Here is a 22,378-nt window from a genome sequence, read left to right on the forward strand (position 1 = left end):
AAAATAGTTGATTTCTACTAATTAACCTTTTTATAAATTTAAAATCCAAAGTTACACAAAGATGAAAATTAAAATTCATATTGACTTATAATATTCAAGGTAAAACTTATAAAATTTTGGAAATTTAATTTCTGATTTAGCTGTGATTTTAGGTTTTATATACCGGTACCATATTAAAATCTTCAGCTTGTTTCTCTTTTAATAAAAAGTCTTTTACGGCGATCAATATCGCTTTGTTTGAAGTAAAAAGTTCCCGGTTGAAATTTATAACCGTAGTTATGTCAATATCTTCAATAGGAGCATTTTGAGCCTCAGAATAAAAATCATTTAAAGCAGATGTGTAGTTACTTTGTATCGAATCAACAACGTCTTGAAGATTTTCAAAACTTGCCGTTTTTTCTTGAGTGATGAATCCATTCAGTTGTAGATATAAAGCTTCTGTTTCTTTTTTATGGTGTATAAAAAAATTGTACTTAATGTCTTTTGAAGAATGGCTTAAGTCAGTAATATTACTACTGATATCCTTCACACTTTTAGCCGAATGCATTGCACTTCGAACAGCTGATATCAATTGATTGAGCTCAGAGTATTGTTCTGATTGTAGTTTAGGTCTTAATGTTAAATAAAAGGTATGAATTTCCCCTTGTAGCTGTTTCAGAAAATCATATTTTTCTTCATTTGTTTTTAGGGAGAATTTAATTCTTTCATTGATTTCTTTAAATTTTATATTCTCACTTAGAAGATCAGTCTCAATTTTAAATAATTCGAGATTAAAAAGCATGGAGTTATGAATGAAATATTCAGTTTCCCTTTTGAAAAGATCTAAGGCTGTAACGGGTTCAATAATGGTTGCGTGGCTTATAAATGCTGCTGTGGATCCATTAGTGTCTGTAAAAAAGCGTTCAAGGAATTTAGCGAATTTATCAAGAATGGGTAGGAATAACATAATTGACACCAGATTTATCAAAGTCGAAAAGGTCACTAAACCTATTAATGGATTTTTAATAGACAGCACATCAGTTATAAAAAGTAAAATTGGTTTTAAGAATATAAAAGCAAACAAGGTGAGAAATAAATTAAACAATACATTTCCCAATACAATTCTTTTTTTGGATGCATTTCCTCCTATTGCTCCGAGTACAATTTTAATTGTGGTTCCTGTTTCTGAACCTAGTATGATTGCAGCAGCTATTGGAAAACTAATAGCACCTGCATGAAGTGCACTAAGTGTAAGTGCCATTGTTACTGAACTGGATTGAACTAATAATGTGATTATAAAACCTATAAGTAAAAATACCGCTAATGACATATCAGCATATTTCGAGAAGTCAGATATTTTTACCTGTGCTTCCATAGCTGTTTTCATAAAAGCTAAACCAATAAATAATAAACCAAATCCGAATAGAAAAAAAGAGATGTATTTTATGGTTTTACGGTTTCCAAAAAGGATGAGTAAAAAACCACCTAAACATACTGCGGGATAGGCAACGATTTCTATGTCAACATTAAAACCTAATGTAGCAACCAGCCAGCTATCGATTGTGGTTCCTAGATTAGCGCCAAGAATGATTGCCATGGCATTTCTCATAGTAAAAACTCCAGCACCCACGAATGCTAGAACCATAAAGGAAACCATTGAACTGCTTTGAAGTACTGCTGTTACTATTGCTCCTCCGGTTACAGCACCTATTTTGTTTTTTGTGATGCGTTGTAGAAACAGTTTGAAATTTCGACCAGATAGATTTTTTAAGGATTCCTCTAGCAAATACATGGCAAAAAGGAATAAGCCTATACCAGCTGCTAGTTTAAAGAAATGATTGAGTGTTTCCATAGAATTAAATATCTTTAAAGATAATGATAATAGGATCCAATATCAATGTGTAAAAGGGTAAAATGACAACTTGTCTAATCTATTGTAATTCAAACAGGTAGGATTAGTAATGGATAGTTAAACCCATTAAGTAAAAGTAGTATATAAATATTGGGATTAAATTATTTTGAAATTATTGACCCTTTTAATGACCAAAGTATAGCCAAAACATCTTTTTTAGAATCTTCATCAATATTATGTTTATCTAAAACATGAAATATATCTTCCATAACATGCATATACTCCTCTCGATTTACATTCATTCCAGTGTGAGCAGTTGGCATATCTTTTCCTGTATACTTTACTGGACCTCCGCTACCAGCACTAAAAAATTCTATAGTATGTTTTTTAACCTGTGCTAAATGTTCAGGTTGCTCTTTTAAAGGTAAAAAGCGAGCATTTATTGCAGGGTTATTCATGTGTTCTTCTACTACATCATTAACTATTTTTGTAATTCCAGATGAACCTCCTAAACGATCGTAAAGTAATGTTGACATAATGATTAATTTATATTGTTAAACAATTGAAAACAAAAGTAGTGTATGGTTTCATTTTGAATTTAAGAGTATAAATCCTGAGAGGATTTAGGTAGATTTTAGCTTTACTAAGGTACTCATTTTTTTTCAATTAATGTGTTAGGGGTATTTATGACTAATAAAATTGATTGTCATTGATTTAATTGATCTATAGCGATTTTAATTTCAGTAGTGGGACGATTGCATACTTTATCTTTACATACAAAAATAGTGGTTTGCCCTTTGAATAATTTTTCTTCTAATAAAGCCAAGGTGCCTTCGTTTTTCCCACCTAAAAAAATAACATTTGGGAAATAATTTTTATCGAATGCCTTTCTAACTTTTTCAAATTCATCCCCAACAATGGCTACTTCATAAGGTTTTCTTAACAATTGAAGTTCTGCAATTCCCCAATTAGAATAAAATGGAATATCTTTATGAATGTCTTTTTGCACATTGGTTATCATTTGTTTTGATTTCTGTATGTAATTTGCATTGTCGAAATACAAGCTTAAAAAGAATAGATTTTTGGCCATTTCAGAATTGGATGCTGGAATTACATTATCAGCAACTTCCATTTTTCGAGCTATTAAATCAGAGTAATCATTGTGAGTATAAAAAAACATTCCTGATTTTGAATCAAAAAAATGGGTTATTGCATAATCATTTAAATTTTTTGCTTTGTACAGCCATTTTTCATCAAAAGTTGCTTGATATAAGGATATAAAAGCTGAAATAGTAAAAGCATAATCATCTAGAAGCCCATTGATGGTTGCTTTATTGTTTTTGTAATTTCTTTGTATTTCATTGGTTTTTCCAATTGTGTTATTATTTAAGAAAGCAGCATTCTTCAAGGCTGTTTTCAAGAATTTTTCTTCACCAAATGCTCGATAAGCATCAATATATCCTTTGAGCATTAATCCATTCCAAGAGGTTAGTATTTTATCATCTAATCTCGGTTTTATTCTACTGGAACGAATATTTACTAATTTGGTTTTGCAATTATTTATGATTGATTGTAATTTTTCTATCGAAAGATGATTCTTTACAGCTATTTCGGTATCAGATAATTTTCTATGTAATATATTTTTCCCATGCTCCCAATTACCCGATTTTGTAATATTGTAATACTCTGAAAACAAATAAGCGTCTTCTCCTAAAACGGAGTTTAGTTCCTCATATGTCCAAACATAATATTTTCCTTCTTCGCCATCACTGTCGGCATCTAGAGAAGAGTAGAATCCGCCTTCTGGGGATGTTAATTCTTTTTCTATAAAAGCTAGCGTTTCATAAACAATTGTTTTGTACAAAGGGTTTTTTGTCAATTGGTAAGCGTGACTGTACAAACTAACTAATTGTGCATTGTCGTAAAGCATTTTTTCAAAATGGGGTACAAGCCAATTGGCATCAGTTGCGTAACGGGAAAAGCCACCTCCCAGTTGATCATAAATTCCACCAAAAGCCATATTGTCTAATGTTGCGGTTACCGCTTTTAATGCTTTTGGGTCTTTGGTTAGGGAATGGTATTGTAATAAATACTCCCAGTTAGAGGGCATCGGGAATTTTGGAACACTATAACTTCCTCCTTTTCTAAAATCAATGTTGGATTTCCATTTATTAAAGACTGTATTCAAATCAGCAATTGTAACAATGGATTCTTCCTTTGTGAAAGAAATGTTTTCTGTGTTTTTTACTCCTTCAGTAACTTTTTGGGCTTGATCAATAAGTGATTGTGGGTTTTTATTTTGGATTTCCACAAAATAACGTAGCATTTTTAGCCAGTTATTTTTAGGAAAATAAGTGCCAGCATAAAAAGGTTTTCCGTCAGCCAAAGCTAGGGCGTTTAAGGGCCAACCGCCACTTCCGGTGAGTAATTGAGAAGCTGTCATATACACTTGATCTACATCAGGGCGTTCTTCTCGATCAACCTTGATGCAAATAAAATGTTCATTCATATAATTAGCGACCTCTACATCTTCAAAACTTTCGTGTTCCATTACGTGACACCAATGACAAGCTGCATAGCCAATACTAATGATTACTAATTTGTTTTCTTCTTTAGCTTTTTGAAATGCTTTTTCGCCCCATGGATACCAATTTACTGGATTATGCGCATGTTGCAATAAATATGGACTTGATTCATGAATCAACTCGTTAGTGAATTGATGTGTTTGCACTGTAACTTTTGGTTCTTTCGTTTGGCCTTTGCAAGAGCTAAAAACTGAAATAGTACAAATCATTATTATATAGTGAATTATTTTCATTTTTTAAATGCAGTTCTTTAAAAATAGTCTAATGTGAACTCATTTCGGCTTTACGTTTGTTTAATTGTACAGTTAAGTCACGTACCGTCTCAGCTGCAGCAGCTTCATGCGTTTCCTCATTTGATGACGCAAAAATTTGAGGTCCTGGACAACTTAAGGTGATATCACATATTTTTCCTTTTCCTTTCGTGTCTTTTTCTTCTTTAAAAAAAACTTTTGCTTTTATAACAAAGTCAAAGTGTTTTGATAATTGATTTAGTTTTTCAATCACTAGATCTTCCGCTGTTGTGTTTTTTTCTATTTGCACAAATTGAATTGTAGTTTCCATAATTTTTTTATTTAGTTATAAAAGTTATTATTGACTTGAAAATTTGTAGGGTAATAAATGGTGTTATTTTGAAATAGTAATAAAAAAAAAAACACTTTTTATTATTGAAGGTTGTACTCAAATTTACGGATTTATTTCTCTAAAAAAGAAGGTTTTATATATAATCTTTTAAAGTAACTCATAGTCTTGTGATGATTTAAGAAGTCGCTTTGTGATGTTTACGATATAGGTATTTTGCCTATTTCGTAAAGTAAATTTAGTTTTCTACTCCATATTTTTTCAATCATTTTCATTAAATATGATTTTATAAATGATCCTACGGTTGTAAATTCAAAAAACAATACTACTTCTAATCGGGTTTTACTAGATTCTATATTATGTAATTTAATAAGATAACTGAAGTTTTTCATGAACATCATATCATTAGTACTTTCACCGTAAGTTAAGCTATCAGAAGAATGGGAAGTAACAGTTTCAAATTTTAAGTGTCCAAAATCCAGCACACAATTATGTACGCTTCCGCTTCTGTTTAGTTTATTCTCATCATATTCTACTCTTTTAACTTCTTTATCCCAGAGGTGGCGGTATTTAAATTCGCTTATATAAGCATATATATCGTTACTATTTCCCTCTATAGTTTTTTCTAATGTAATGTACGGTGTACTGTTTGTTATTACCTGATTATCTTCGGTGTTTATCGGGATGCTGTCTTTGATATTTTCTATGTTTTTATAGAAATAATCCAAACGCCCCAAATCGTAATCATCAGTTAGCATTCCCCAACTGGAGTCTATTTCTTTGGTATATAATTCGTAGGTTGCCTTTGTGTATAAAATGTATTCACTTACTGGAATATCATTCTTTAACAATCGATGTATTTTGATAACATCTTTTCCGTAAGGTTTTATAATATCTTTCACTTTTATAAAAGCTAAATCCCCATAATGAACTACAAATTTAAGTTCTAAATTAGTTGTTGTCCTGCAAGATCCGCAATTGCAAACGCGTTTTGCTTCATAACTTTTAGTATGGGTATGAAATTTTTCTTGCATACTTATAATTTGATCCAGAAGCTCCTGATAACTTGGGATTTTTGTGGTGTACATAAAAAGAGCATCACCTTCAATTTCAATTAGCTCTAAACCTATTGTGTTACTGTCTAATAATATTTCAAGCAATTCAGCTATTATATGGATACTGTGATCCAGTTCAGTATTATTTACAAAACGGGTAAAACCACTGATATCAGGCATAAAATAAAGTGCTTTTTGCATAAATATATTTTTTCGAAAAATTACTAAGCAAGAAATGTTCATTAAAATTAATACAATTATTCTTTATTGTTGCATAAAAGTTTGATTATAAGTTAATTGTGAGTGCTAAAAAAATGTTTTTTACTTGTTGATTTGTGATGAAATTGTAACGGATAAAAGCTACCTAACTAGTTAACGACCTTGATTAATATGTTATTATTAAATATTATTTATTTGGGAATTCTACTATTTTGTCGACTACAAATTTTCTAGAATCCTGTCCGTCTTTTAATTTATATTGAATTTGACGAATTACACCTGTAGGGCTGACATTAGGATCACCTTCCTTATAAGTTTGAAAACGTTGAACAAGTGTCGTTTCAACAATACCAAAAGAATCATGTCCCATATATCCTTTATTTGCTTTTGGGTTTTCTGAAATGGGTGGAAAATAAATTTGACTTATTGATTTTCCGTTGTTTACAGAATAGCCTATCACATTGCCATAACTACCGCTACCAGCCGATGTGGTATATATTAAAATTTCAGGAAACCCGTCTGAATTTAGGTCTTCGATTTCAGCATTAGTAACACTTCCGTCTATTGTCATACTAATTTTAGAATTGTCTATTGTCAGTCCGTAAGGCTGGATAATCAATTGTTGTATTGATCCTTCTCCTGTTGTACTAATATCAAAATGGATGTTTTGTAAAGAAAGAGATTTGTTAAACACCCTTGGATCCATTTGAGCTTTATCAAACGATTCATCTATTTTATTATAGTTACCCAATAGAGTGCCTCCTCCGGAACAAAAATAGTTTAGGATGAAATGGTCTTCTTCTTTTTCTGTGGAAATGTTTATCCTGTTTTTGTAAAATGTGAAAAATATATTTTTGCCATCAATTTCAGATTGATAGGTTGTCTCGTTTATTTTTTGTGCATCAGAATCAAATGTGCAGCTAGGTTTTTTCTTGTCGGCACGAGAACGAACCGATATATGCAGGCCATTGTCAGATATTGGTGTAACCAAAACAGCAATCCAGTCATAGCCTTGTTTTCGTTTAGAATATTCAGTACTAACATAATTCCCTGTAAAATCCTCAACTATGTTATTTGTATTTGTTGGCTGAACTCTCTCTTTTTCAGTTGTTGAATCGGAATTTTTTTTACAGGCGGAAAAAGTTAGAATTAGGATGAAAAAGACTGAAATTTTCTTAAGGATTAACATACTTTTATTATTTTGTTTTTATATGTAAAAGTATAAAATATTTTAGGGTTTATAATAAAAAATGCCCCATATCAATGTTTAGATATGGAGCATATTGTATTAAGAAGTGTTGGTTTAGAATTTCAATTTTAAAGAATCGTAATTGTTAGATTTGATACCTATCAACCCATATGCAGTTTCTCCTTTTTTAATAGTAGTTCCAACAATATTATAATTTAATAAATCTTTTTTAAACTTAGTATTAGCACTACTTGCAGCAATCATATTACCAGCTGCTAAACCAGGTCCAAGAATCAATCCTACCGGAGTTGTACTTGTTGTTTCTGGTTGACCATATGTGTTTGTTTTGGTTGTCATAAAATTCATAGGGGACAATAATAAATACCACAAATAAGAAGCTGGGCTTTGTTTAATTGTTTTATAAACAACATCATTTTCCAATAAAAATATTTCCGAACCATTTTCAGTAGTTATTTTGATATCGGAACCAAAAACTAAATCTTTATCAGTTGAATTAGTGATTTTTACAGCTACTAATTTTAAATTATTCTTGGACTCCTTCTTTTTATACTTTTTATCTAATAAATCATATTTATAGGCTAATGACACGCCTTCTGTTGTATTTGTAGAATTAAAATTCAATGTTTTTGGCTCTATGTTTTTATAGCCAGACGCACAGCTGTTTAATACAAGAAGTGATACTGTGGTAAATAATAAATTAGATAATTTCATTTTTAGGTTAAGTTATTTATAAATTTAAGATTGATTTAATACAATTTTATTATTGTAAATTTCGTACAAAAATACATATTAATATTTGTAATCTTAAACCTATGTACAAACTTTTTCTAAAGAAATAAGTGTTTTTTATTATTTAGATTAAAGTTGCTTAGAATAGATATTTCAGCATTAATTACTAAACAATTAAGGTAGAAGTAGATGTGATAAAAAGTGGTGTGTTTTAGTTTAATATTAAAGGTGTTTTTCTATTCAATCTAAAGTTTGTTTTTTAATTTGATTTCAATAGTTGGATTTTGGTTTTTTAGTTCATCAATAAATCCATATTTGTCATTTGGAGATAGCAATACAGTATCAAAAGTATTGTAAACAATTTCAAGCCTATCTATGGAAAGTGCAGGAGCGCTTGTAAGCTCATTTTTTTCTGATATCTTTTTGATGGATTCAATAGCAATGGATTGATTTATAAGAAATCCTGATTTTATAAGCAACTTGTTTTCTGTAATTATGTAGTATGTAGTTGCATATAAATGCACAATAAAGCCAAAAGTGAATACCATTATTGCCAAGCCAAACCATATTTTATCGAGAACCATATTCGTAATCAGGTACCCAAATAAAACACAAATGGGAATTAGAATTCCATAGCTTATTTTAGATCTATATTTCATTTTTAAAGTTTAAAGAAAATTAATTGTTTTAGTTTAAAACTGGATAGTTTATGATTAATAAGAATCTATTTTGTTCTTTAGATTTTGTTTTACACTTTCAAACCATTCTGTTTTGATGATGCTTAATGAAATAGCATCGATTCTTTCACCTAATGAATTAGTACTATAACTTCTATTAACACCTTCCTCCACGCATCCAATACTTTTCATTGCATTGATGCTTTTTAAATTTTGATTATTGGCTTTGAATCCAACTCTTTCCACAGCCATATTTTCAAATGCAAATTCCAAAAGTAGCATTTTGCAATTTTTGTTAATTCCGGTACCTTGGGATTTTTTTCCATACCAAGTAAAACCAAGTTGTAAGGTATTATTTCCTGGTTGGATGTCATAAAAACGAGTGCTTCCAACAAACTTACCGGTTTTTTTATCAAAAACTATAAACGGATATTCCTTTTCATTTTCACGTTGTGTGATTGTATTTGAAATGTACCTCTCAAGGTTTTCGGCTCCATTTGCACCGTTTGCGTTATATGTCCAGATATCAGGTTCGTTCAATGAATATTCCAGTAAATATTCAAAGTCTGATTTTTCCAATGGTCTTAAAAGAACAGCTTCATTTTCTAAAATATAATTCTCTGAATAGTTAAAGTTCATAATGCATTTCAGTTTATTGGTTGTTGTTCATAGTTTTAACCTTCGATTAATTAAATTATAGTCCAACTAAAATTAATAAAAATTACCACAATAGAGTTAATGCTCTACTTTTTATTTTGTCTAATAATTCTAATTCAGTAGGATAGGTTTCAGGGATTTCCATGAAATAGTCTAGTTGCCATTGTTGAGTTTTTTGTGCTTGTTTGCTAGTAGTGATGTCCCATGGTGGATATACTCTTATAGCCCTTTTTCCTTCTTTAATGTCATCAGAAAGTATGCCTTTGTTATGCAATACTTTTTTCGAAAAAATAAATTGTCCTAAATGATTTTCCTTCCGACAACTGATAATAAAAAAATCAATATTATCCTCAATATGAAAAGGAGCAATGGGACCGTTTTCCATTCTTTTCCATAGCGTAACAAACTGTCCCTTTTTTGTGGGTGTTGTTTTTGCCACTCTAAATTTAATGGATTTGCCGTTTATGCTAAAACTTTGTGCAGCATATTCTTTACTTTCGGATTCCGGTATAGGTTCTGTACAGATAAAAGCACAGCGATCATAAACTAATTCCTTTGCAGTAATTAAGTCTTTGGGAATTGTTTTAGTATTAGTCCAAGTTGGTTTAGGAATCATTTTCTAATATAAGAATCAGTTGATTTTAAAGTTCGATGAAATCATCACTTCTAGGAAAAGTTGATAAGGCTTGCATGGCGATTTCAGGAGTTGGATTTGCTATTTTTCTTAGTTTAGTATCCATCCAAGCGCCATCCACCGTAATAGTTGCACATAATTGATTCTCCTCGTTTTTTAATTCATGAACAATTGACCAGCGCGATGCATCCGGTTTCATTTTAGATATTTTAGTGTGAATGAAAATGGTGTCCGATAGTTTTATTTCTTTCCTAAAGACACATTCTTCTCTAAAGAGTATTGGACCAAAATGATTGATTTGTAAAACTTTTATGGTCATACCAAGGTTTTCTAAAATCTCTATACGATGTTGAGCTCCAAAATCATAATAAGCGCTGTGACGTACGTGAAAATTAGGATCTAAATCTGACCAGCGAAGGGATAATTGTTTGCTAAAAGATGTCATTTATAATTGTTTATTTGAAATGGGATTGAATTAATCGTAAATTTAGAAAAAGGAAATTACTATGAACTGAAATTTGTGATAAATCTATGGAAATAGTGTTTCAATAGATTTCCTGATTTAATGAATATTGCTGTAAGTGTATAATGCAAAGAGAACCAATAAAATAGAAACTATAATAAAGTTTATTACAACTATTGCACAGCTTTTAATAAAAGAAGTAATAATTTTTTCACCATAGAATCGACGATGTGCTGGAAAAAAATAATATATCATCCAAAATACGCCTAAAGAATTAAAACTAAAACGTGCCCATTCTATTTCAGGGGTTTTACCCAAGAGAGGAAATATTTTATCTGTAAAAAAGAGGATTAAAATAATCAAAAGCAAAAAGGAAAAATAATGCAGGGTGAAAATACCATTGTCAAAATAGTTCCATCTTTTTTTATCGTGTAAAAACCATAATATAAGAGCAAATATTGGCATATACAGAAATAATACTTTTGGTAAATTATTGGTAAAAGAATCACTAAACTTTTTACTGATTTGTTCATTGGTGTTTTCTTTTTTTACTTCCAGCCATTTTTTAAGAAACCAATATTCTGACCCGCCGACTTTTGAATTGTCTAAGCCATGTTTTTGAATAGAATCTAATTCAGTAACGGATTTGTATCCAAAGTCAGCAACTTCTTTTTTGTTCGTTGTGTCGTTTTTTTGAATGTCGTTTGTCTGTAATAATATTTTCTTTATTGTGTCATTATTGTTTTGAGATAATATCCCCACTTTCGTCAAACCATCTATGCTTTTTTCTTCAATATGTAGGGAATCAATTTTTGGTATGGTCAGTTTCGTTTTACCTATAGTTGCTGTTTCAAATTTCTTAGGTTTTTCATTTGGGAAAAGTGAGATCAATAAAAAAGTGATGAAACTGATAAAGATGTAGAGGCGAACGGGTGCCAAAAAAGACAAACGTTTTCCTGCTAAATATGCTTTGCTTAATGCTGCAGGTTTGAAAAACAGATTAATAATGGTTTTCCAAAAAGCATTATCATAATGCGTTAAATCTTCAAAGAAATGAATGAAAAGATGATGAAATGTTTTTGTGCTGACTGTATTTTGTTGCCCACAGTTTGGACAGTATCGTTGATCTACCACATGATTGCAGTTCAAACAAGTTTTATCTATTCGTATTTTTTCTTTTGACATAGTACAATTTTCAATCTAAATGTTATTGTTGTAAATCTATTGATTTAAGATGATTGTTGACTATGTAGGTTGAAATTTTATTCTTTTATTGGGAATAGCTCTTTTATATTTGAAGTAGAAAAACAGCGTTAAAACTGATAATTAACCTTTTGCGAGTCTCAAAATCACTTGCTATTATCGGTGTGTTATTTTTTATGTTGAGAGGTTTATTAAGATTTAATTTAAGATGTTTTAATTTGAAATGTAAATACAAAGAAGTATTGTTTCATTATTGTCTTGAATATCTAGTAAAAAAACTTGAAATACTGTGACATTCTATTTTTGTGTTATTATGATTACGATAACCATTGTTCTTTTTTTTAAATTTAAAATTAATAATAAATTATTTTACAACAATTAATAGCGAAATTCATATTGATTGTGTCAGAATAGTTCCTGGAAATGAATTAATTATCTCGACTTATAATTCAAAACTTATTGCAAGTGAGTTTGTAGGTGTTAAATAATTGAAGATTTATTATTAAAAACGGGATGAGAGCTTTTCAATTTAACAAATAATAACGAAATGTGATATTTTCATCTTTTTGTGTAAAAACGTAATATTGTTAGGGTTTCTTTAGCAAAATCATATAATTTAGCTACTTTAAGGTTTGTAAAACTAACAAAAAACTATTTATGAAATTTAACCAATTTATTTTAGGCCTATTATTTATGATAATAGGAACTTCAGTTATGAATGCCCAAACAATCAAAGGGATTGTGACGGATGAGAATGGGCAAGCTTTGCCTTATTCTAATGTTGTTGATAAAGCGACATCCAATGGGGTAACTACGGACGCAAAAGGAAATTTTGAAATTAAGGTAAGCGGATTGCCCGCTACATTGATTGCTAAATATGTGGGATACCAAAATAAAAGTATTGAAGTGACAAGTGCTACTGCAGCTATTGTTTTTAAGCTAGAGACTAATAACAGTTTAGACGAGGTAGTTGTTACAGGAAACAGATCAAAAGTGCGTAGTGTATTAAATTCTGCCGTTCCTATTGATAAGCTTTACTCCGAAGATCTTAAATCGAGCGGACAAGTTACGTTTGATAAAATGTTAGCTTACAAAATCCCGTCATTTAACTCTAGTAATCAGGCTATTTCTGATGCGACAGCTCATTTTGACCCGGCAGATTTGCGTGGTTTGGGACCCAGCCGTACGTTAGTTTTGGTAAACGGAAAAAGAAAAAATCAAAGTGCATTAGTGTATATCAATGATACTCCAGGAAAAGGAGAGGTAGGAACAGATATGAAAAGTATTCCGTTTTCAGCTATCGAAAGAGTGGAAGTACTTCGTGATGGAGCTTCTTCTCAATACGGTTCTGATGCAATTGCCGGGGTAGTGAATATTATCCTTAAAAAGCAAACTAATTTTACTGAAGTAAGTCTTACCTCAGGAATAACTTCACAAGGTGATGGTTTCAATTTTGGAGCTGATCTAAACTCGGGATTCAAAATTGCTGATAAAGGTTTTGTGAATTTCAACATTTCTTATTTGGATCAAAATAAAACCAATAGAGCTGGTAAGCCAGGAAAAGACGATTTGTTTGGAGTAGCTGCAAATGACCCTACATGGGGAGATTGGTTGAGCAGAAATCCTGACTTGGGGATGACTATCGGACAGCCGGATTCTAAAATGGGAGCTTTGGTAGTTAATGCTGAATATCCTCTTTCGGACAACACAACGCTTTATGCTTTTGGAGATGTGAATATTAGAAAAGGAACAAGTTTTGCATTGTATAGAGCTCCTTACTGGGTTTCAGATCCTAACAATTTATTGCACCCGGCTGGTACAACTTACAATGGTTTCCAACCTACATTCAACACGGATGTTTTTGATAATCTGGGATCTATTGGAATAAGATCTACTTTATTTGGTTTTAATTCGGATTTCAGTTTAACGGCTGGTTCTAATAAAGTGGATTATACAGTTGAGAATTCATTAAATCCTTCTTTGGGAGCCAATAGTCCAACAGAATTTAATACTGGTGGTTATACTTTTAGTCAGTTAGTAGGTAATGCTGATTTCTCTAGAACTTTTGATAAACTTACTCTTGGTTTTGGTACTGAATTGAGAAAAGAGAATTTTGAAGCAAGAGCAGGTCAAGTAGAGTCTTATGTAGGTGGTGGTGTACAATCATTTCCTGGGTTACAACCATCTAATGCATTGAATAAAGACCGTAACAATCTAGGTATCTATACTAGTTTAGATTATGATGTATCTGAAGCTTTTTTAATTGGTGGATCTTTGAGATATGAGAACTATTCTGATTTTGGTGATAATTTTTCCTGGAAAGTAAACTCTCGTTACAAACTGAATAATGATATTGCAATTCGTGCTTCTTTTAGTACAGGTTTTAGAGCTCCAGCTTTGCACCAAATTTATTTGAGTAATATTCAAACACTTGTATCTGGAAACACAATTTCTAACCAAGGGACTTTTAATAATGTCGATCCTGCGGTTAAAGGATTAGGTGTTCCTAAATTACACGCTGAGGAATCTCAAAATTTATCTACTGGTATTACTTTTAGATCAGGGGCTAAATTTACTGCTTCGGTAGATTTCTACCATATTAAAGTTAAAGATCGTGTCCTATTCTCAGGAGAAGTAGGATTTGATGGTGATAACTCAACAACAAACCCTGTTGAACAAGTGTTACTTGATAATGATATTACAAGTATGAAGTTTTTTATCAACGCAGTTAATACCATAACCAAAGGTGTTGATGTTGTTTTAAACTACAAAAACTTACCGGTAGGAAATGGGAAACTAGGATTTAGTTTGGCATCTAATATTGCTAACACTAAAATTGACGGACAAATTGCTACACCAGCTATATTGAAAGCTAATGGTTATGATATTTTCAACCGTAAAGAGCAAGGCAGAATTCTAAGTGCAAGACCTAATACAAAAGTATTGTTAGGAGCTAATTATGATTTGAAAAAAGCAAGTTTGATTTTCAATAACACTTATTTTGGAGAAGTAACTTGGCAACACGCTACGGATATCTCAAAAGACCAAACTTTTGCTGGAAAGGTTATTACGGATTTAGGATTTTCTTATAAATTTACAAGTACGATATCTGCTAATGTAATGGTGAATAACTTATTAAATGTTTATCCTGACCAAATAGATACTAAAGGAGATGTGGTTACGGACTTGGGTGGTCGTTTTAAATACCCATGGGAAGTAAACCAATTTGGTTTTAACGGAACTTCATTCACAGCAGGGTTAAACTTTAAATTTTAAAGAGTACTCATTTATAAAAAAGTAAAAAACGGGATTTATTCCCGTTTTTTTTATGCTTTTTTATTTCCTCTAGAAAATAACAATTGAATGTGTTAGTAGCTTATTTCAGTTGTAGTTTTCTGGGAGCGACTTCAAAATTGAAATTTAGATAACTCATAAAATTAAACCGGTATTTTTTCTATTACAATGGGATCATCTTGAGTTGTTAAATACGTGCAAGTCATCTCTATGATATCAATGCGCCACTTAGCAATACCGCATAGCGCTGCTTGTTGGCAAAATGTATAATAGTCACTTTGGCCACTTTCATGAAGCACTAGGTATTCTATGAAGCGTTCTTTATTAGCAGTGGTAGCGATGGATAATTGTTCGTATTTTTTATCGGTGCTTACTTCGTGATTTGTGTCCCCATAATAAACGACACGACCATCTATGACAAGAGTGTCATATCCTTTTATGCCTAATTCTATTAATTCCTGAATGTAATTTTCAAAATCAGTTTCTGTTTGTACTTTATCATACGCTTGTTTGATTTGTTCTAGGGTAAACATATTTTTTAGTTTAAAATTTTATGGATTGCAAATATACGTTATCTGGATAAGTAGGCATTCATTAAGGATAGAGAGGAAATAAAAATCTTCTTAAAATTTCTGTCTCCTGTCTTTTAATTTATGTATTCGTCAATTTTTATATTTCTGTTTTCATTATTTGCATCTTCTATGGCTTGCAAAATAGTTGCAATTTGGGTTTTATCAATCATATATTTGTCAAAAAACACATATTCTATAGTCTTTGTGTTTTTAATGTTTTCTAATGGATTTTTTGAAAGCAGCACTAAATCTGAATTATATCCTATTTTAATTTTTCCTGTATTGTTTTTCATCCAATTGCTTGGTGCAACGGTTGCCGAATAGAGCGTTTGTGAGTTAGTCATTCCGGATTTAGATAAAGACTCTAATTCATCATGAAGTGAAAATCCCGGGACAACAGTGGCTACATTGGCATCCGTTCCAGCCATAATTGTAACTTTATTATCTACCAGTGCTTTTGTCATGATATGAATCGCTTCTGCATAAGTATTCCAGTAAATTAATGATAATTTTTTTGCAATAGGGTCATCTTTCCCGTCATATTCATATCCATTTTTACCAGGCAACCAGCCCAATTTGTAAAGTGGAGTACCTTCAATAATCTTAGGATTGACATATTTTAATTCTATTTCTTTAAGTTTTGATTTTAAGTCGAATCTTTGATTCAAAAAACTCTCACATAACCAAACAGTTGAAGTAACACTAATATTATTTTCTTTTAGTTTTTTTGCAATTTGGTCTGAACGTGTTTTTAGATAAGCGAGAAATTCTTCTGAATTTTGCGATATCGACTTTCCAAAATCATCGATAGTTTTTACAGTTAGTTCTTCAACGTGAGCAACCTCTTTTTGACCTGATATATAAAACGCATCTAAATTAACTAATGGAATATGCCCAATAACAGGAATATTATATTTTTTAGCAATCTCTATTGTAGTTTTAAACATTTCTGTATTAACAAAACCGTACATTTTAAGAGCATCATAACCTTGCTCTTTTATCTTCTTTATCGATTTTTCAGCGTCTTTTTTAGTAGAATAATTGATGGACTGTCTAGTCCAAGTATAATAATATCCTGTTAATCCACTTTCACTACTGAATATTACCGGAGATGCGATAAACATTCGTGGTCCAACACCATTTTTTTGTATTGCTTTTCTCCATTCTAAAGTAATTGGTCTTCCTGCCATTTCTCTAACAGAAGTTACTCCATTAACTAAATATAAAAATAAATCGTTCTTACTTTCTTTTAAATGAACTTGAGAATCTATAAGACCTGGAATCAAATATTTATTTGTACCATCAATAATGATAGAAGTGCTATCTATCTTTTGATTTTCACCTAAATGAATTATTTTTCCATTTTCAATAATTACATCTTGATTTTTAATGAAGTGACTACAATCTTCTGAAAGTATGTTGGTATTTTTTATTTGAATTGTTTTGGATGGTTTTACAATGGAAGAAATATTTATTACTTCAGTTGATTTGCCCAAAACGGTATTTAATTCATTATCTGCCCAGATAAAAACGCCTAACAATATCATAGCTACATATAACAATCTCCTAAACCATAGTTTTTTCATAAATTATTTATTTTAATTTGAGAGACAAAAATAAACTGAAACACACCCTGATTTAGCGTGCAATGAGAGATTAGGGATGAAATATGCCGTTTTAGGTACGGAAATTATAAGGACAATAAATGCTCCTTGTAATTTTTAGAAACAGGCAGTTCAATTTGAGTGAGAGATATGGTGTCCTGATTTTTCCAAGCCTTAAAATGTGTTGGATTTATTAAATGGGAACGATGCACTTGAACTAAAAAGGCGAAATCATACTGAACTTTTTTAAGCGTACTGCGAATTAATTTTGTTTTTAGTTGGCTCTCCTCTATAAAGAAAATTTCGACATAATTTTGTGAATTTGAAACGCAGACTAAGTCCTGTTTTCTTATTTTTAAAATATCTAATTTATTTTCTCCTCTAATAATTATGTTTTCGTCTTTCGTTGGGATTAATTTAATTGAATATATCCTGGCTAACATTATTATCGGAGTTGAAATCAAAGCTGATTTAAGAATTATTATCCTTGAAAATTCAAAAAAATCATATCCTCCATTTAGAACTGGGCTTTTGTAATAGAGATATGTACTTATTAAAAAAAGCAGCTGAAAAAAAATAAGGCTTACGATTTCAAAACCAATATTCCATTTTAACACTTTTTGGCAAATGCTTTTTTGAATTACAGCAAGTATGCCGTAGCATAGAAATGCAATCGAGCTAAAGCCAACACTTATAAGAAGCCACATTTTGAAATTTATTGTTCCATCGTCAAATGGCCTTATGAAAAAAGCGAAAATAAAAAGCCAAACACTGATGAAGATTCCTATTAGTAAATGATGCTTAATCGAAGGGTTTAATTTTTTCATTTTAATAAAAAGATACTATTATATAATTGAAATAGGTATTGTATAACTCTGATTGTAAATTCGCCATAGAGCTTGAACCGTTTGATTTAAACGATTGTTTCTCCATTTAAATCAGTGGTAAGTACAAAACTCATATGATCAAAGAACACTCGAACGGATTTGAATATTTCGTTTACAGTATGAACAAATTCAGGATCTAGTATTTCTTTATCCGTAAAATTATGTCTCAAGATAAATTGTTTATGCCGAATTAAATCGATGGCTTCGTGGTCTTTAGGAAACCCTTTTGGGAAAGAGGGAACTTTATTACCTGTTAACTCCACAAAATTATTTTTGATTGATTTTGAATTTAAAATTTTGCGCCACTCATCAGGGTTCAACTCAATATCTTTCCTGATTCTTTTTAGGTCATCAGGATTAGGGGAGAAGAAACCACAAGCCAAGAAATTATTACTAGGTTGAATATTTACATAATAGCCTCCTCTTTTTAGCTTAGTTGATCGTTGTAGGCTAAAAGCAAATCTAGGTTTGTATGGCAGTTTATCTTTACTAAAACGGACATCATTATAAATACGATACAAACTCTTTTTACCTGATACATTATCAATTGCATCGTGGTTATTCATTAGTGGTATGAGTTGGTCTATAAAGTCAATAATGTTACTTTGTGCCGAAACATACCTCTGCTTATTTTCTGCAAACCAATCCCGTTTGTTGTTTACAACTAAATCATTTATAAAGGAAATGCTGCTTGGAAGTATAGTGGAATCTTTCATTTTTAATTTGGGTTAATAGTTTTATAAAGTTGAAAAGATAAGAATATATTAAAACTGGGATTGTTTTAATGTTTCGGAGGATTCGCTATTTTTAGAATTTTAGAATTTGTGCTTAACACGCTACTAAATCCTTGTGGGTTAATTGTTGTTGTTTCTTTTCGTTAATATTATTGCAATTATTATAAGTAAAATAATTAAGCCCAAAAGAATATAAATAATTTGATCTTTTGACTTCACTTTCTCTTCAAAAGAATTTTTTACTAGACCAATTTGATATGATATATTATTTTCTAATTTTATAGATCTAACCCCACTAATTTCAGATTTATATTGTTCGTGTAATTTTTCAAGAGTTTGTATTTCTTCTTTTTCTACATTTTTCAAAATGTTTGTTCTCGAACAGATAGAACAAGCTAGTGTTTGACTTTCTCTTTTTGCGTAGATTAAGTATACTTTTCCAAGTTGAAACATAAAATCACAACTTGCAGAACTTTGGCTTAAAATTGTCCTTAATTCTCTTCCTTTGTAGATTTCTGATTTATATGACTTTAAAATTTTAACTGTAAAAGAATAAATTTTAGCACCATTATTCCCATAAAGTAAACTATCAACTTTGATGATTTCCCCTGTAAAAACTTCGTTTGCACTTTCCCAATTTTTTGATACATTTGGGAATCCTGAACAATCACAAGAATAGCTTTTTAAACTTGTAAAAAGGAATAATATTAAAATTAGAAGTTTATTCATTTTTGAAATTCATTTTTCGTTATGGTGCAAAATAGCAGAGTACGTTTTGCTACTTAGAGATGGTGTGTGGTTCGTAATCTTTCAATTTTCGGATTAACGAAAACTTGATGATGCTTTACATAGGAATGGTTGTTGGCGGTATGCTTATTGTTCGTTTCGTTTTTTAAGCGCATTTAATAGTTTCTTCTCAAAATCTGTTATAATATTTTTAGACCAATATTCTCCATAAAGTGGAATGTTTGTTTTTATTTTATAATCACAGATTAGAGTCAATTCTGTTTTATCTTCATCAATAGTTTTTAATTTATAAGTTATCGAATTAAAAACTAAATTTTTATTTTTCAATATATGTTTAAACGTTTGACTTTGTTTTAAATCTGATTTGTCAACGTTAATTTTGAATGATAATTTTTCTAGTTTTTTTAATTCAAATACACTTTCGTTTAAGATAATTCCGTTGCTAAAATAACCTAATCTTGTATTTGTTTTTATATTATATTCTGATTTTATGGGATTTGGAAATCCAAAATAATTATAAGTTGAATTCTCAACATAATTAGTCAAGTCTGGAACAGAAAATAAATTATTCCAAATTTGTTCTTTTGAACGGTCAATTACTATTTTCTCTGAAATTTCGAAATTAGTTTCTTTTTTTTCTACTAATTTTTCAATATTACCAATGAACAAAGGAATCGCAATAAATAACAAACTGTTTTTAGTAATACTGTTTGAATTATAGTTAGTTTTATTTTTCAAGAAAGAACGTAAAATAAAACTAACTATAATTGATATTAATAAGTAGGGTGGAAGTAAAATAATGAAACATCCTAAATCTTCTAATCTTGTTAAAAATGCAATTAATAAAAATGCAATTACACTAATCATTGGAAAAAGTACAAATTTTAACTTACTTTCTAAAAATGGTTTTTTATCTAAAACAAATGGTAAATATCCCATTAAAACAGGAATGATTATAATATATGTCCAAGAATTTATTTCAAGAATATCAAATTCAACTAAAACTCTAAAAATTAATGCATAAATAACTGTAAAAATTATTCCGTAATATTTTTTCATTAATGATAATATAAGTTATTTAATTACTTTTTCTCCCGCATTTTCTTCGCATTACTGCCAACTAATTATATATATAATCAAATGTATGTAACTTTTTAATTAGGAGAGGTGATTGTAAGTGTTTTTTCTTATTATTTTAAGTTTGTAGTGTTCCTTAGTAATTTTATAATTGTCGTTACTATTTGAGCTTTTATCTAAGTTTAATCCTTGTATTTGTTATTATTTATGATAGATATTCAGTGGCTTGTATTCTTATTTGAGTTTAAAACTTAAAAAATGTAAACAATTTTGTTTATATTTGTATTATGAAAACGATTGACATCATAAAAGGAATTCATCCCGGTAAAATGGTAGAACGGGAATTGAAGAAAAGAAACATCATCAAAAGGCAATTTGCGCTTTCTATTGATGAGTATCCTCAAACTTTGGGAGCCATAATAAAAGGGAGTAGGAGGATGAATGTTGATTTATCACTTAAGATAGAAGAGAAATTGGATTTTGAAGAAGGTTTCCTGATGACTCTTCAAGTTTTTTATGATATCAAAGAAGCTAAAAAAGACAGTAATTATAAGCCTGATCTTTCAAAATTTAGAAAAGGAGTGTTCTGGGATACTGATTTTGATAAAATTGACTGGAAATTGATGAAGGTTTCTATAGTGAAACGCGTTTTTGCTTATGGGAATAAGATAGAACAGGAGGAAATCATTCGTTTTTATGGAAAAGAGGAAGTTTCTAAAATTAATTTGTTGTATCCTGAACTTTTAACAAGATAACTTATGTATTGGAATACAGTTTCCCCATTGCTTAAACAAGTTTTAAATGATTTGATGAAAGAAGAATTATTTTCTCCTTTCAGACTTGTTGGTGGAACGTCTCTTAGTTTGCAAATAGGTCATAGAATGTCTGTTGATATTGATTTATTTACAGCGGCAGAATATGGTTCGATTGATTTTAAGAAGATAAGAAGTTTTCTTGAGAGTAAATATCCATATTGTAGCTCTAGAAATCTTGAGAATGTTGCTTTTGGAACTTATTTTGATGTAGGAAATTCAAAAGAGGATTTTGTAAAAATAGATATGTATTACACAGATGAATTTATTTTCGATATTGTTTATACAAATGGTATTCGAATGGCTTCTGAAAATGAAATTATAGCTATGAAACTGGATGTTATTTTGAGAGGTGGTAGAAAAAAAGATTTTTGGGATTTACATTATTACCTTGATAAATTAACTATTGATGATATGATTTTGTTTTACGAACAACGCTACCCTTATAGTGATTGCTCAACTATTAAAACTCAATTTGTGAATTTTGAATCGGCTGATGTTGATTTTGATCCAATATGTTTATTAGATAAAAGTTGGGAACTTATTAAATTGGACTTTTTTGAAAGTCTCAATACAAATTCCTGATTCCACAAAATAACATTTATACCCAAATGCCATAGCCCTGATAGGAGCGGCATCCCACGCTTTTGGGCGTGGATACTGCGGATAGTGGGAACAGCTTCTTACTCCTAATTTTAAAACTGTCAGCCTGATTATCGTGTTTTTCTCAATGACAGTCAGCCTAAAATGTCATCTTGGCAGAAAATTTTCCGCCATTTTAACAAAAACTGACAATTGATAAGAGGGTT

21 protein-coding genes are annotated in these 22,378 nt (G+C 30.4%); 3 read left to right on the forward strand and 18 right to left on the reverse strand.

Going from position 1 to position 22,378, the window contains the following annotated elements:
- Positions 1–148: 148 nt before the first annotated feature.
- From FLAK523_RS10320 to FLAK523_RS10375, 12 genes are all read right to left on the reverse strand, one after another.
- A complete protein-coding gene (locus FLAK523_RS10320; protein ID WP_248903164.1) occupies positions 149–1,831 on the reverse strand; it encodes a Na/Pi cotransporter family protein in 1,683 nt (560 codons plus the stop codon).
- Positions 1,832–1,992: 161 nt separating this feature from the next.
- Complete coding sequence (locus FLAK523_RS10325) at positions 1,993–2,367, reverse strand: group 1 truncated hemoglobin (protein ID WP_248903166.1); 375 nt, start codon at positions 2,365–2,367, stop codon at positions 1,993–1,995.
- A gap of 170 nt (positions 2,368–2,537) precedes the next feature.
- Complete coding sequence (locus FLAK523_RS10330) at positions 2,538–4,649, reverse strand: thioredoxin domain-containing protein (protein WP_248903167.1); 2,112 nt, start codon at positions 4,647–4,649, stop codon at positions 2,538–2,540.
- 28 nt (positions 4,650–4,677) lie between these two features.
- Complete coding sequence (locus tag FLAK523_RS10335) at positions 4,678–4,977, reverse strand: HPF/RaiA family ribosome-associated protein (RefSeq protein WP_248903169.1); 300 nt, start codon at positions 4,975–4,977, stop codon at positions 4,678–4,680.
- A gap of 218 nt (positions 4,978–5,195) precedes the next feature.
- On the reverse strand, positions 5,196–6,251 hold the full coding sequence (locus tag FLAK523_RS10340) for a DUF2652 domain-containing protein (protein WP_248903171.1): 1,056 nt from the start codon (positions 6,249–6,251) through the stop codon (positions 5,196–5,198).
- A 205-nt stretch (positions 6,252–6,456) separates the two neighbouring features.
- Positions 6,457–7,458: a PliI family lysozyme inhibitor of I-type lysozyme gene (locus FLAK523_RS10345; RefSeq protein ID WP_248903173.1), complete on the reverse strand. Its 1,002-nt coding sequence runs from the start codon at positions 7,456–7,458 to the stop codon at positions 6,457–6,459.
- A 114-nt stretch (positions 7,459–7,572) separates the two neighbouring features.
- A complete protein-coding gene (locus FLAK523_RS10350) occupies positions 7,573–8,190 on the reverse strand; it encodes a hypothetical protein (protein WP_248903175.1) in 618 nt (205 codons plus the stop codon).
- 263 nt (positions 8,191–8,453) lie between these two features.
- Positions 8,454–8,867: a PH domain-containing protein gene (locus FLAK523_RS10355; RefSeq protein WP_248903176.1), complete on the reverse strand. Its 414-nt coding sequence runs from the start codon at positions 8,865–8,867 to the stop codon at positions 8,454–8,456.
- Between the two features lie 54 nt (positions 8,868–8,921).
- Positions 8,922–9,524, reverse strand: a complete 603-nt coding sequence (locus tag FLAK523_RS10360; RefSeq protein ID WP_248903178.1) for a GNAT family N-acetyltransferase — start codon at positions 9,522–9,524, stop codon at positions 8,922–8,924.
- A gap of 82 nt (positions 9,525–9,606) precedes the next feature.
- The gene (locus FLAK523_RS10365; RefSeq protein ID WP_248903180.1) at positions 9,607–10,158 is read right to left on the reverse strand and encodes a MepB family protein; all 552 of its coding nucleotides are present in this window, start codon (positions 10,156–10,158) and stop codon (positions 9,607–9,609) included.
- A gap of 25 nt (positions 10,159–10,183) precedes the next feature.
- Complete coding sequence (locus tag FLAK523_RS10370; RefSeq protein ID WP_248903183.1) at positions 10,184–10,621, reverse strand: thioesterase family protein; 438 nt, start codon at positions 10,619–10,621, stop codon at positions 10,184–10,186.
- A 117-nt stretch (positions 10,622–10,738) separates the two neighbouring features.
- Complete coding sequence (locus tag FLAK523_RS10375) at positions 10,739–11,824, reverse strand: DUF3667 domain-containing protein (protein ID WP_248903185.1); 1,086 nt, start codon at positions 11,822–11,824, stop codon at positions 10,739–10,741.
- 675 nt (positions 11,825–12,499) lie between these two features.
- Here FLAK523_RS10375 and FLAK523_RS10380 point away from each other — a divergent pair.
- Positions 12,500–15,118, forward strand: coding sequence for a TonB-dependent receptor (locus FLAK523_RS10380; RefSeq protein WP_248903187.1), 2,619 nt, complete (start codon positions 12,500–12,502; stop codon positions 15,116–15,118).
- A gap of 161 nt (positions 15,119–15,279) precedes the next feature.
- Here FLAK523_RS10380 and FLAK523_RS10385 read toward each other — a convergent pair whose 3' ends face one another.
- From FLAK523_RS10385 to FLAK523_RS10410, 6 genes are all read right to left on the reverse strand, one after another.
- Positions 15,280–15,669 (reverse strand): DUF1398 domain-containing protein, encoded by a 390-nt coding sequence (locus FLAK523_RS10385; RefSeq protein ID WP_248903190.1) that lies wholly within the window; start codon positions 15,667–15,669, stop codon positions 15,280–15,282.
- Positions 15,670–15,782: 113 nt separating this feature from the next.
- Positions 15,783–17,294 (reverse strand): amidohydrolase family protein, encoded by a 1,512-nt coding sequence (locus FLAK523_RS10390; protein ID WP_248903199.1) that lies wholly within the window; start codon positions 17,292–17,294, stop codon positions 15,783–15,785.
- A gap of 104 nt (positions 17,295–17,398) precedes the next feature.
- Positions 17,399–18,139, reverse strand: coding sequence for a LytTR family DNA-binding domain-containing protein (locus tag FLAK523_RS10395; RefSeq protein ID WP_248903200.1), 741 nt, complete (start codon positions 18,137–18,139; stop codon positions 17,399–17,401).
- A gap of 86 nt (positions 18,140–18,225) precedes the next feature.
- Positions 18,226–18,915 (reverse strand): DUF2461 domain-containing protein, encoded by a 690-nt coding sequence (locus tag FLAK523_RS10400; protein ID WP_248903202.1) that lies wholly within the window; start codon positions 18,913–18,915, stop codon positions 18,226–18,228.
- 138 nt (positions 18,916–19,053) lie between these two features.
- On the reverse strand, positions 19,054–19,662 hold the full coding sequence (locus FLAK523_RS10405) for a hypothetical protein (RefSeq protein ID WP_248903204.1): 609 nt from the start codon (positions 19,660–19,662) through the stop codon (positions 19,054–19,056).
- Between the two features lie 144 nt (positions 19,663–19,806).
- Complete coding sequence (locus FLAK523_RS10410) at positions 19,807–20,739, reverse strand: hypothetical protein (protein WP_248903206.1); 933 nt, start codon at positions 20,737–20,739, stop codon at positions 19,807–19,809.
- 305 nt (positions 20,740–21,044) lie between these two features.
- Between FLAK523_RS10410 and FLAK523_RS10415 the strand changes: the two genes are divergently transcribed.
- Together FLAK523_RS10415 and FLAK523_RS10420 are read left to right on the forward strand one after the other, a co-directional pair.
- Positions 21,045–21,512, forward strand: a complete 468-nt coding sequence (locus FLAK523_RS10415) for a plasmid maintenance system antidote protein (RefSeq protein WP_248903208.1) — start codon at positions 21,045–21,047, stop codon at positions 21,510–21,512.
- 3 nt (positions 21,513–21,515) lie between these two features.
- Positions 21,516–22,154 carry a nucleotidyl transferase AbiEii/AbiGii toxin family protein gene (locus FLAK523_RS10420; protein ID WP_248903210.1) on the forward strand — a complete coding sequence of 213 codons (639 nt, stop codon included), beginning with the start codon at positions 21,516–21,518 and terminating at the stop codon, positions 22,152–22,154.
- Positions 22,155–22,378: the final 224 nt, after the last annotated feature.

The sequence above is a fragment of the Flavobacterium sp. K5-23 genome (genome assembly GCF_023278045.1).
Lineage (GTDB): Bacteria > Bacteroidota > Bacteroidia > Flavobacteriales > Flavobacteriaceae > Flavobacterium.

What these genes read in the sequence shown, in the direction of transcription:
- FLAK523_RS10375 (WP_248903185.1), bottom strand. Translation starts at nt 11,824, where the DNA reads ATGTCAAAAGAAAAAATACGAATAGATAAAACTTGTTTGAACTGCAAT.
- FLAK523_RS10370 (WP_248903183.1), bottom strand. Translation starts at nt 10,621, where the DNA reads ATGACATCTTTTAGCAAACAATTATCCCTTCGCTGGTCAGATTTAGAT.
- FLAK523_RS10365 (WP_248903180.1), bottom strand. Translation starts at nt 10,158, where the DNA reads ATGATTCCTAAACCAACTTGGACTAATACTAAAACAATTCCCAAAGAC.
- FLAK523_RS10420 (WP_248903210.1), top strand. Translation starts at nt 21,516, where the DNA reads ATGTATTGGAATACAGTTTCCCCATTGCTTAAACAAGTTTTAAATGAT.
- FLAK523_RS10415 (WP_248903208.1), top strand. Translation starts at nt 21,045, where the DNA reads ATGAAAACGATTGACATCATAAAAGGAATTCATCCCGGTAAAATGGTA.
- FLAK523_RS10325 (WP_248903166.1), bottom strand. Translation starts at nt 2,367, where the DNA reads ATGTCAACATTACTTTACGATCGTTTAGGAGGTTCATCTGGAATTACA.
- FLAK523_RS10335 (WP_248903169.1), bottom strand. Translation starts at nt 4,977, where the DNA reads ATGGAAACTACAATTCAATTTGTGCAAATAGAAAAAAACACAACAGCG.
- FLAK523_RS10405 (WP_248903204.1), bottom strand. Translation starts at nt 19,662, where the DNA reads ATGAATAAACTTCTAATTTTAATATTATTCCTTTTTACAAGTTTAAAA.
- FLAK523_RS10355 (WP_248903176.1), bottom strand. Translation starts at nt 8,867, where the DNA reads ATGAAATATAGATCTAAAATAAGCTATGGAATTCTAATTCCCATTTGT.
- FLAK523_RS10345 (WP_248903173.1), bottom strand. Translation starts at nt 7,458, where the DNA reads ATGTTAATCCTTAAGAAAATTTCAGTCTTTTTCATCCTAATTCTAACT.
- FLAK523_RS10400 (WP_248903202.1), bottom strand. Translation starts at nt 18,915, where the DNA reads ATGAAAGATTCCACTATACTTCCAAGCAGCATTTCCTTTATAAATGAT.
- FLAK523_RS10340 (WP_248903171.1), bottom strand. Translation starts at nt 6,251, where the DNA reads ATGCAAAAAGCACTTTATTTTATGCCTGATATCAGTGGTTTTACCCGT.
- FLAK523_RS10350 (WP_248903175.1), bottom strand. Translation starts at nt 8,190, where the DNA reads ATGAAATTATCTAATTTATTATTTACCACAGTATCACTTCTTGTATTA.
- FLAK523_RS10395 (WP_248903200.1), bottom strand. Translation starts at nt 18,139, where the DNA reads ATGAAAAAATTAAACCCTTCGATTAAGCATCATTTACTAATAGGAATC.
- FLAK523_RS10390 (WP_248903199.1), bottom strand. Translation starts at nt 17,294, where the DNA reads ATGAAAAAACTATGGTTTAGGAGATTGTTATATGTAGCTATGATATTG.
- FLAK523_RS10360 (WP_248903178.1), bottom strand. Translation starts at nt 9,524, where the DNA reads ATGAACTTTAACTATTCAGAGAATTATATTTTAGAAAATGAAGCTGTT.
- FLAK523_RS10385 (WP_248903190.1), bottom strand. Translation starts at nt 15,669, where the DNA reads ATGTTTACCCTAGAACAAATCAAACAAGCGTATGATAAAGTACAAACA.
- FLAK523_RS10330 (WP_248903167.1), bottom strand. Translation starts at nt 4,649, where the DNA reads ATGAAAATAATTCACTATATAATAATGATTTGTACTATTTCAGTTTTT.
- FLAK523_RS10380 (WP_248903187.1), top strand. Translation starts at nt 12,500, where the DNA reads ATGAAATTTAACCAATTTATTTTAGGCCTATTATTTATGATAATAGGA.
- FLAK523_RS10410 (WP_248903206.1), bottom strand. Translation starts at nt 20,739, where the DNA reads ATGAAAAAATATTACGGAATAATTTTTACAGTTATTTATGCATTAATT.
- FLAK523_RS10320 (WP_248903164.1), bottom strand. Translation starts at nt 1,831, where the DNA reads ATGGAAACACTCAATCATTTCTTTAAACTAGCAGCTGGTATAGGCTTA.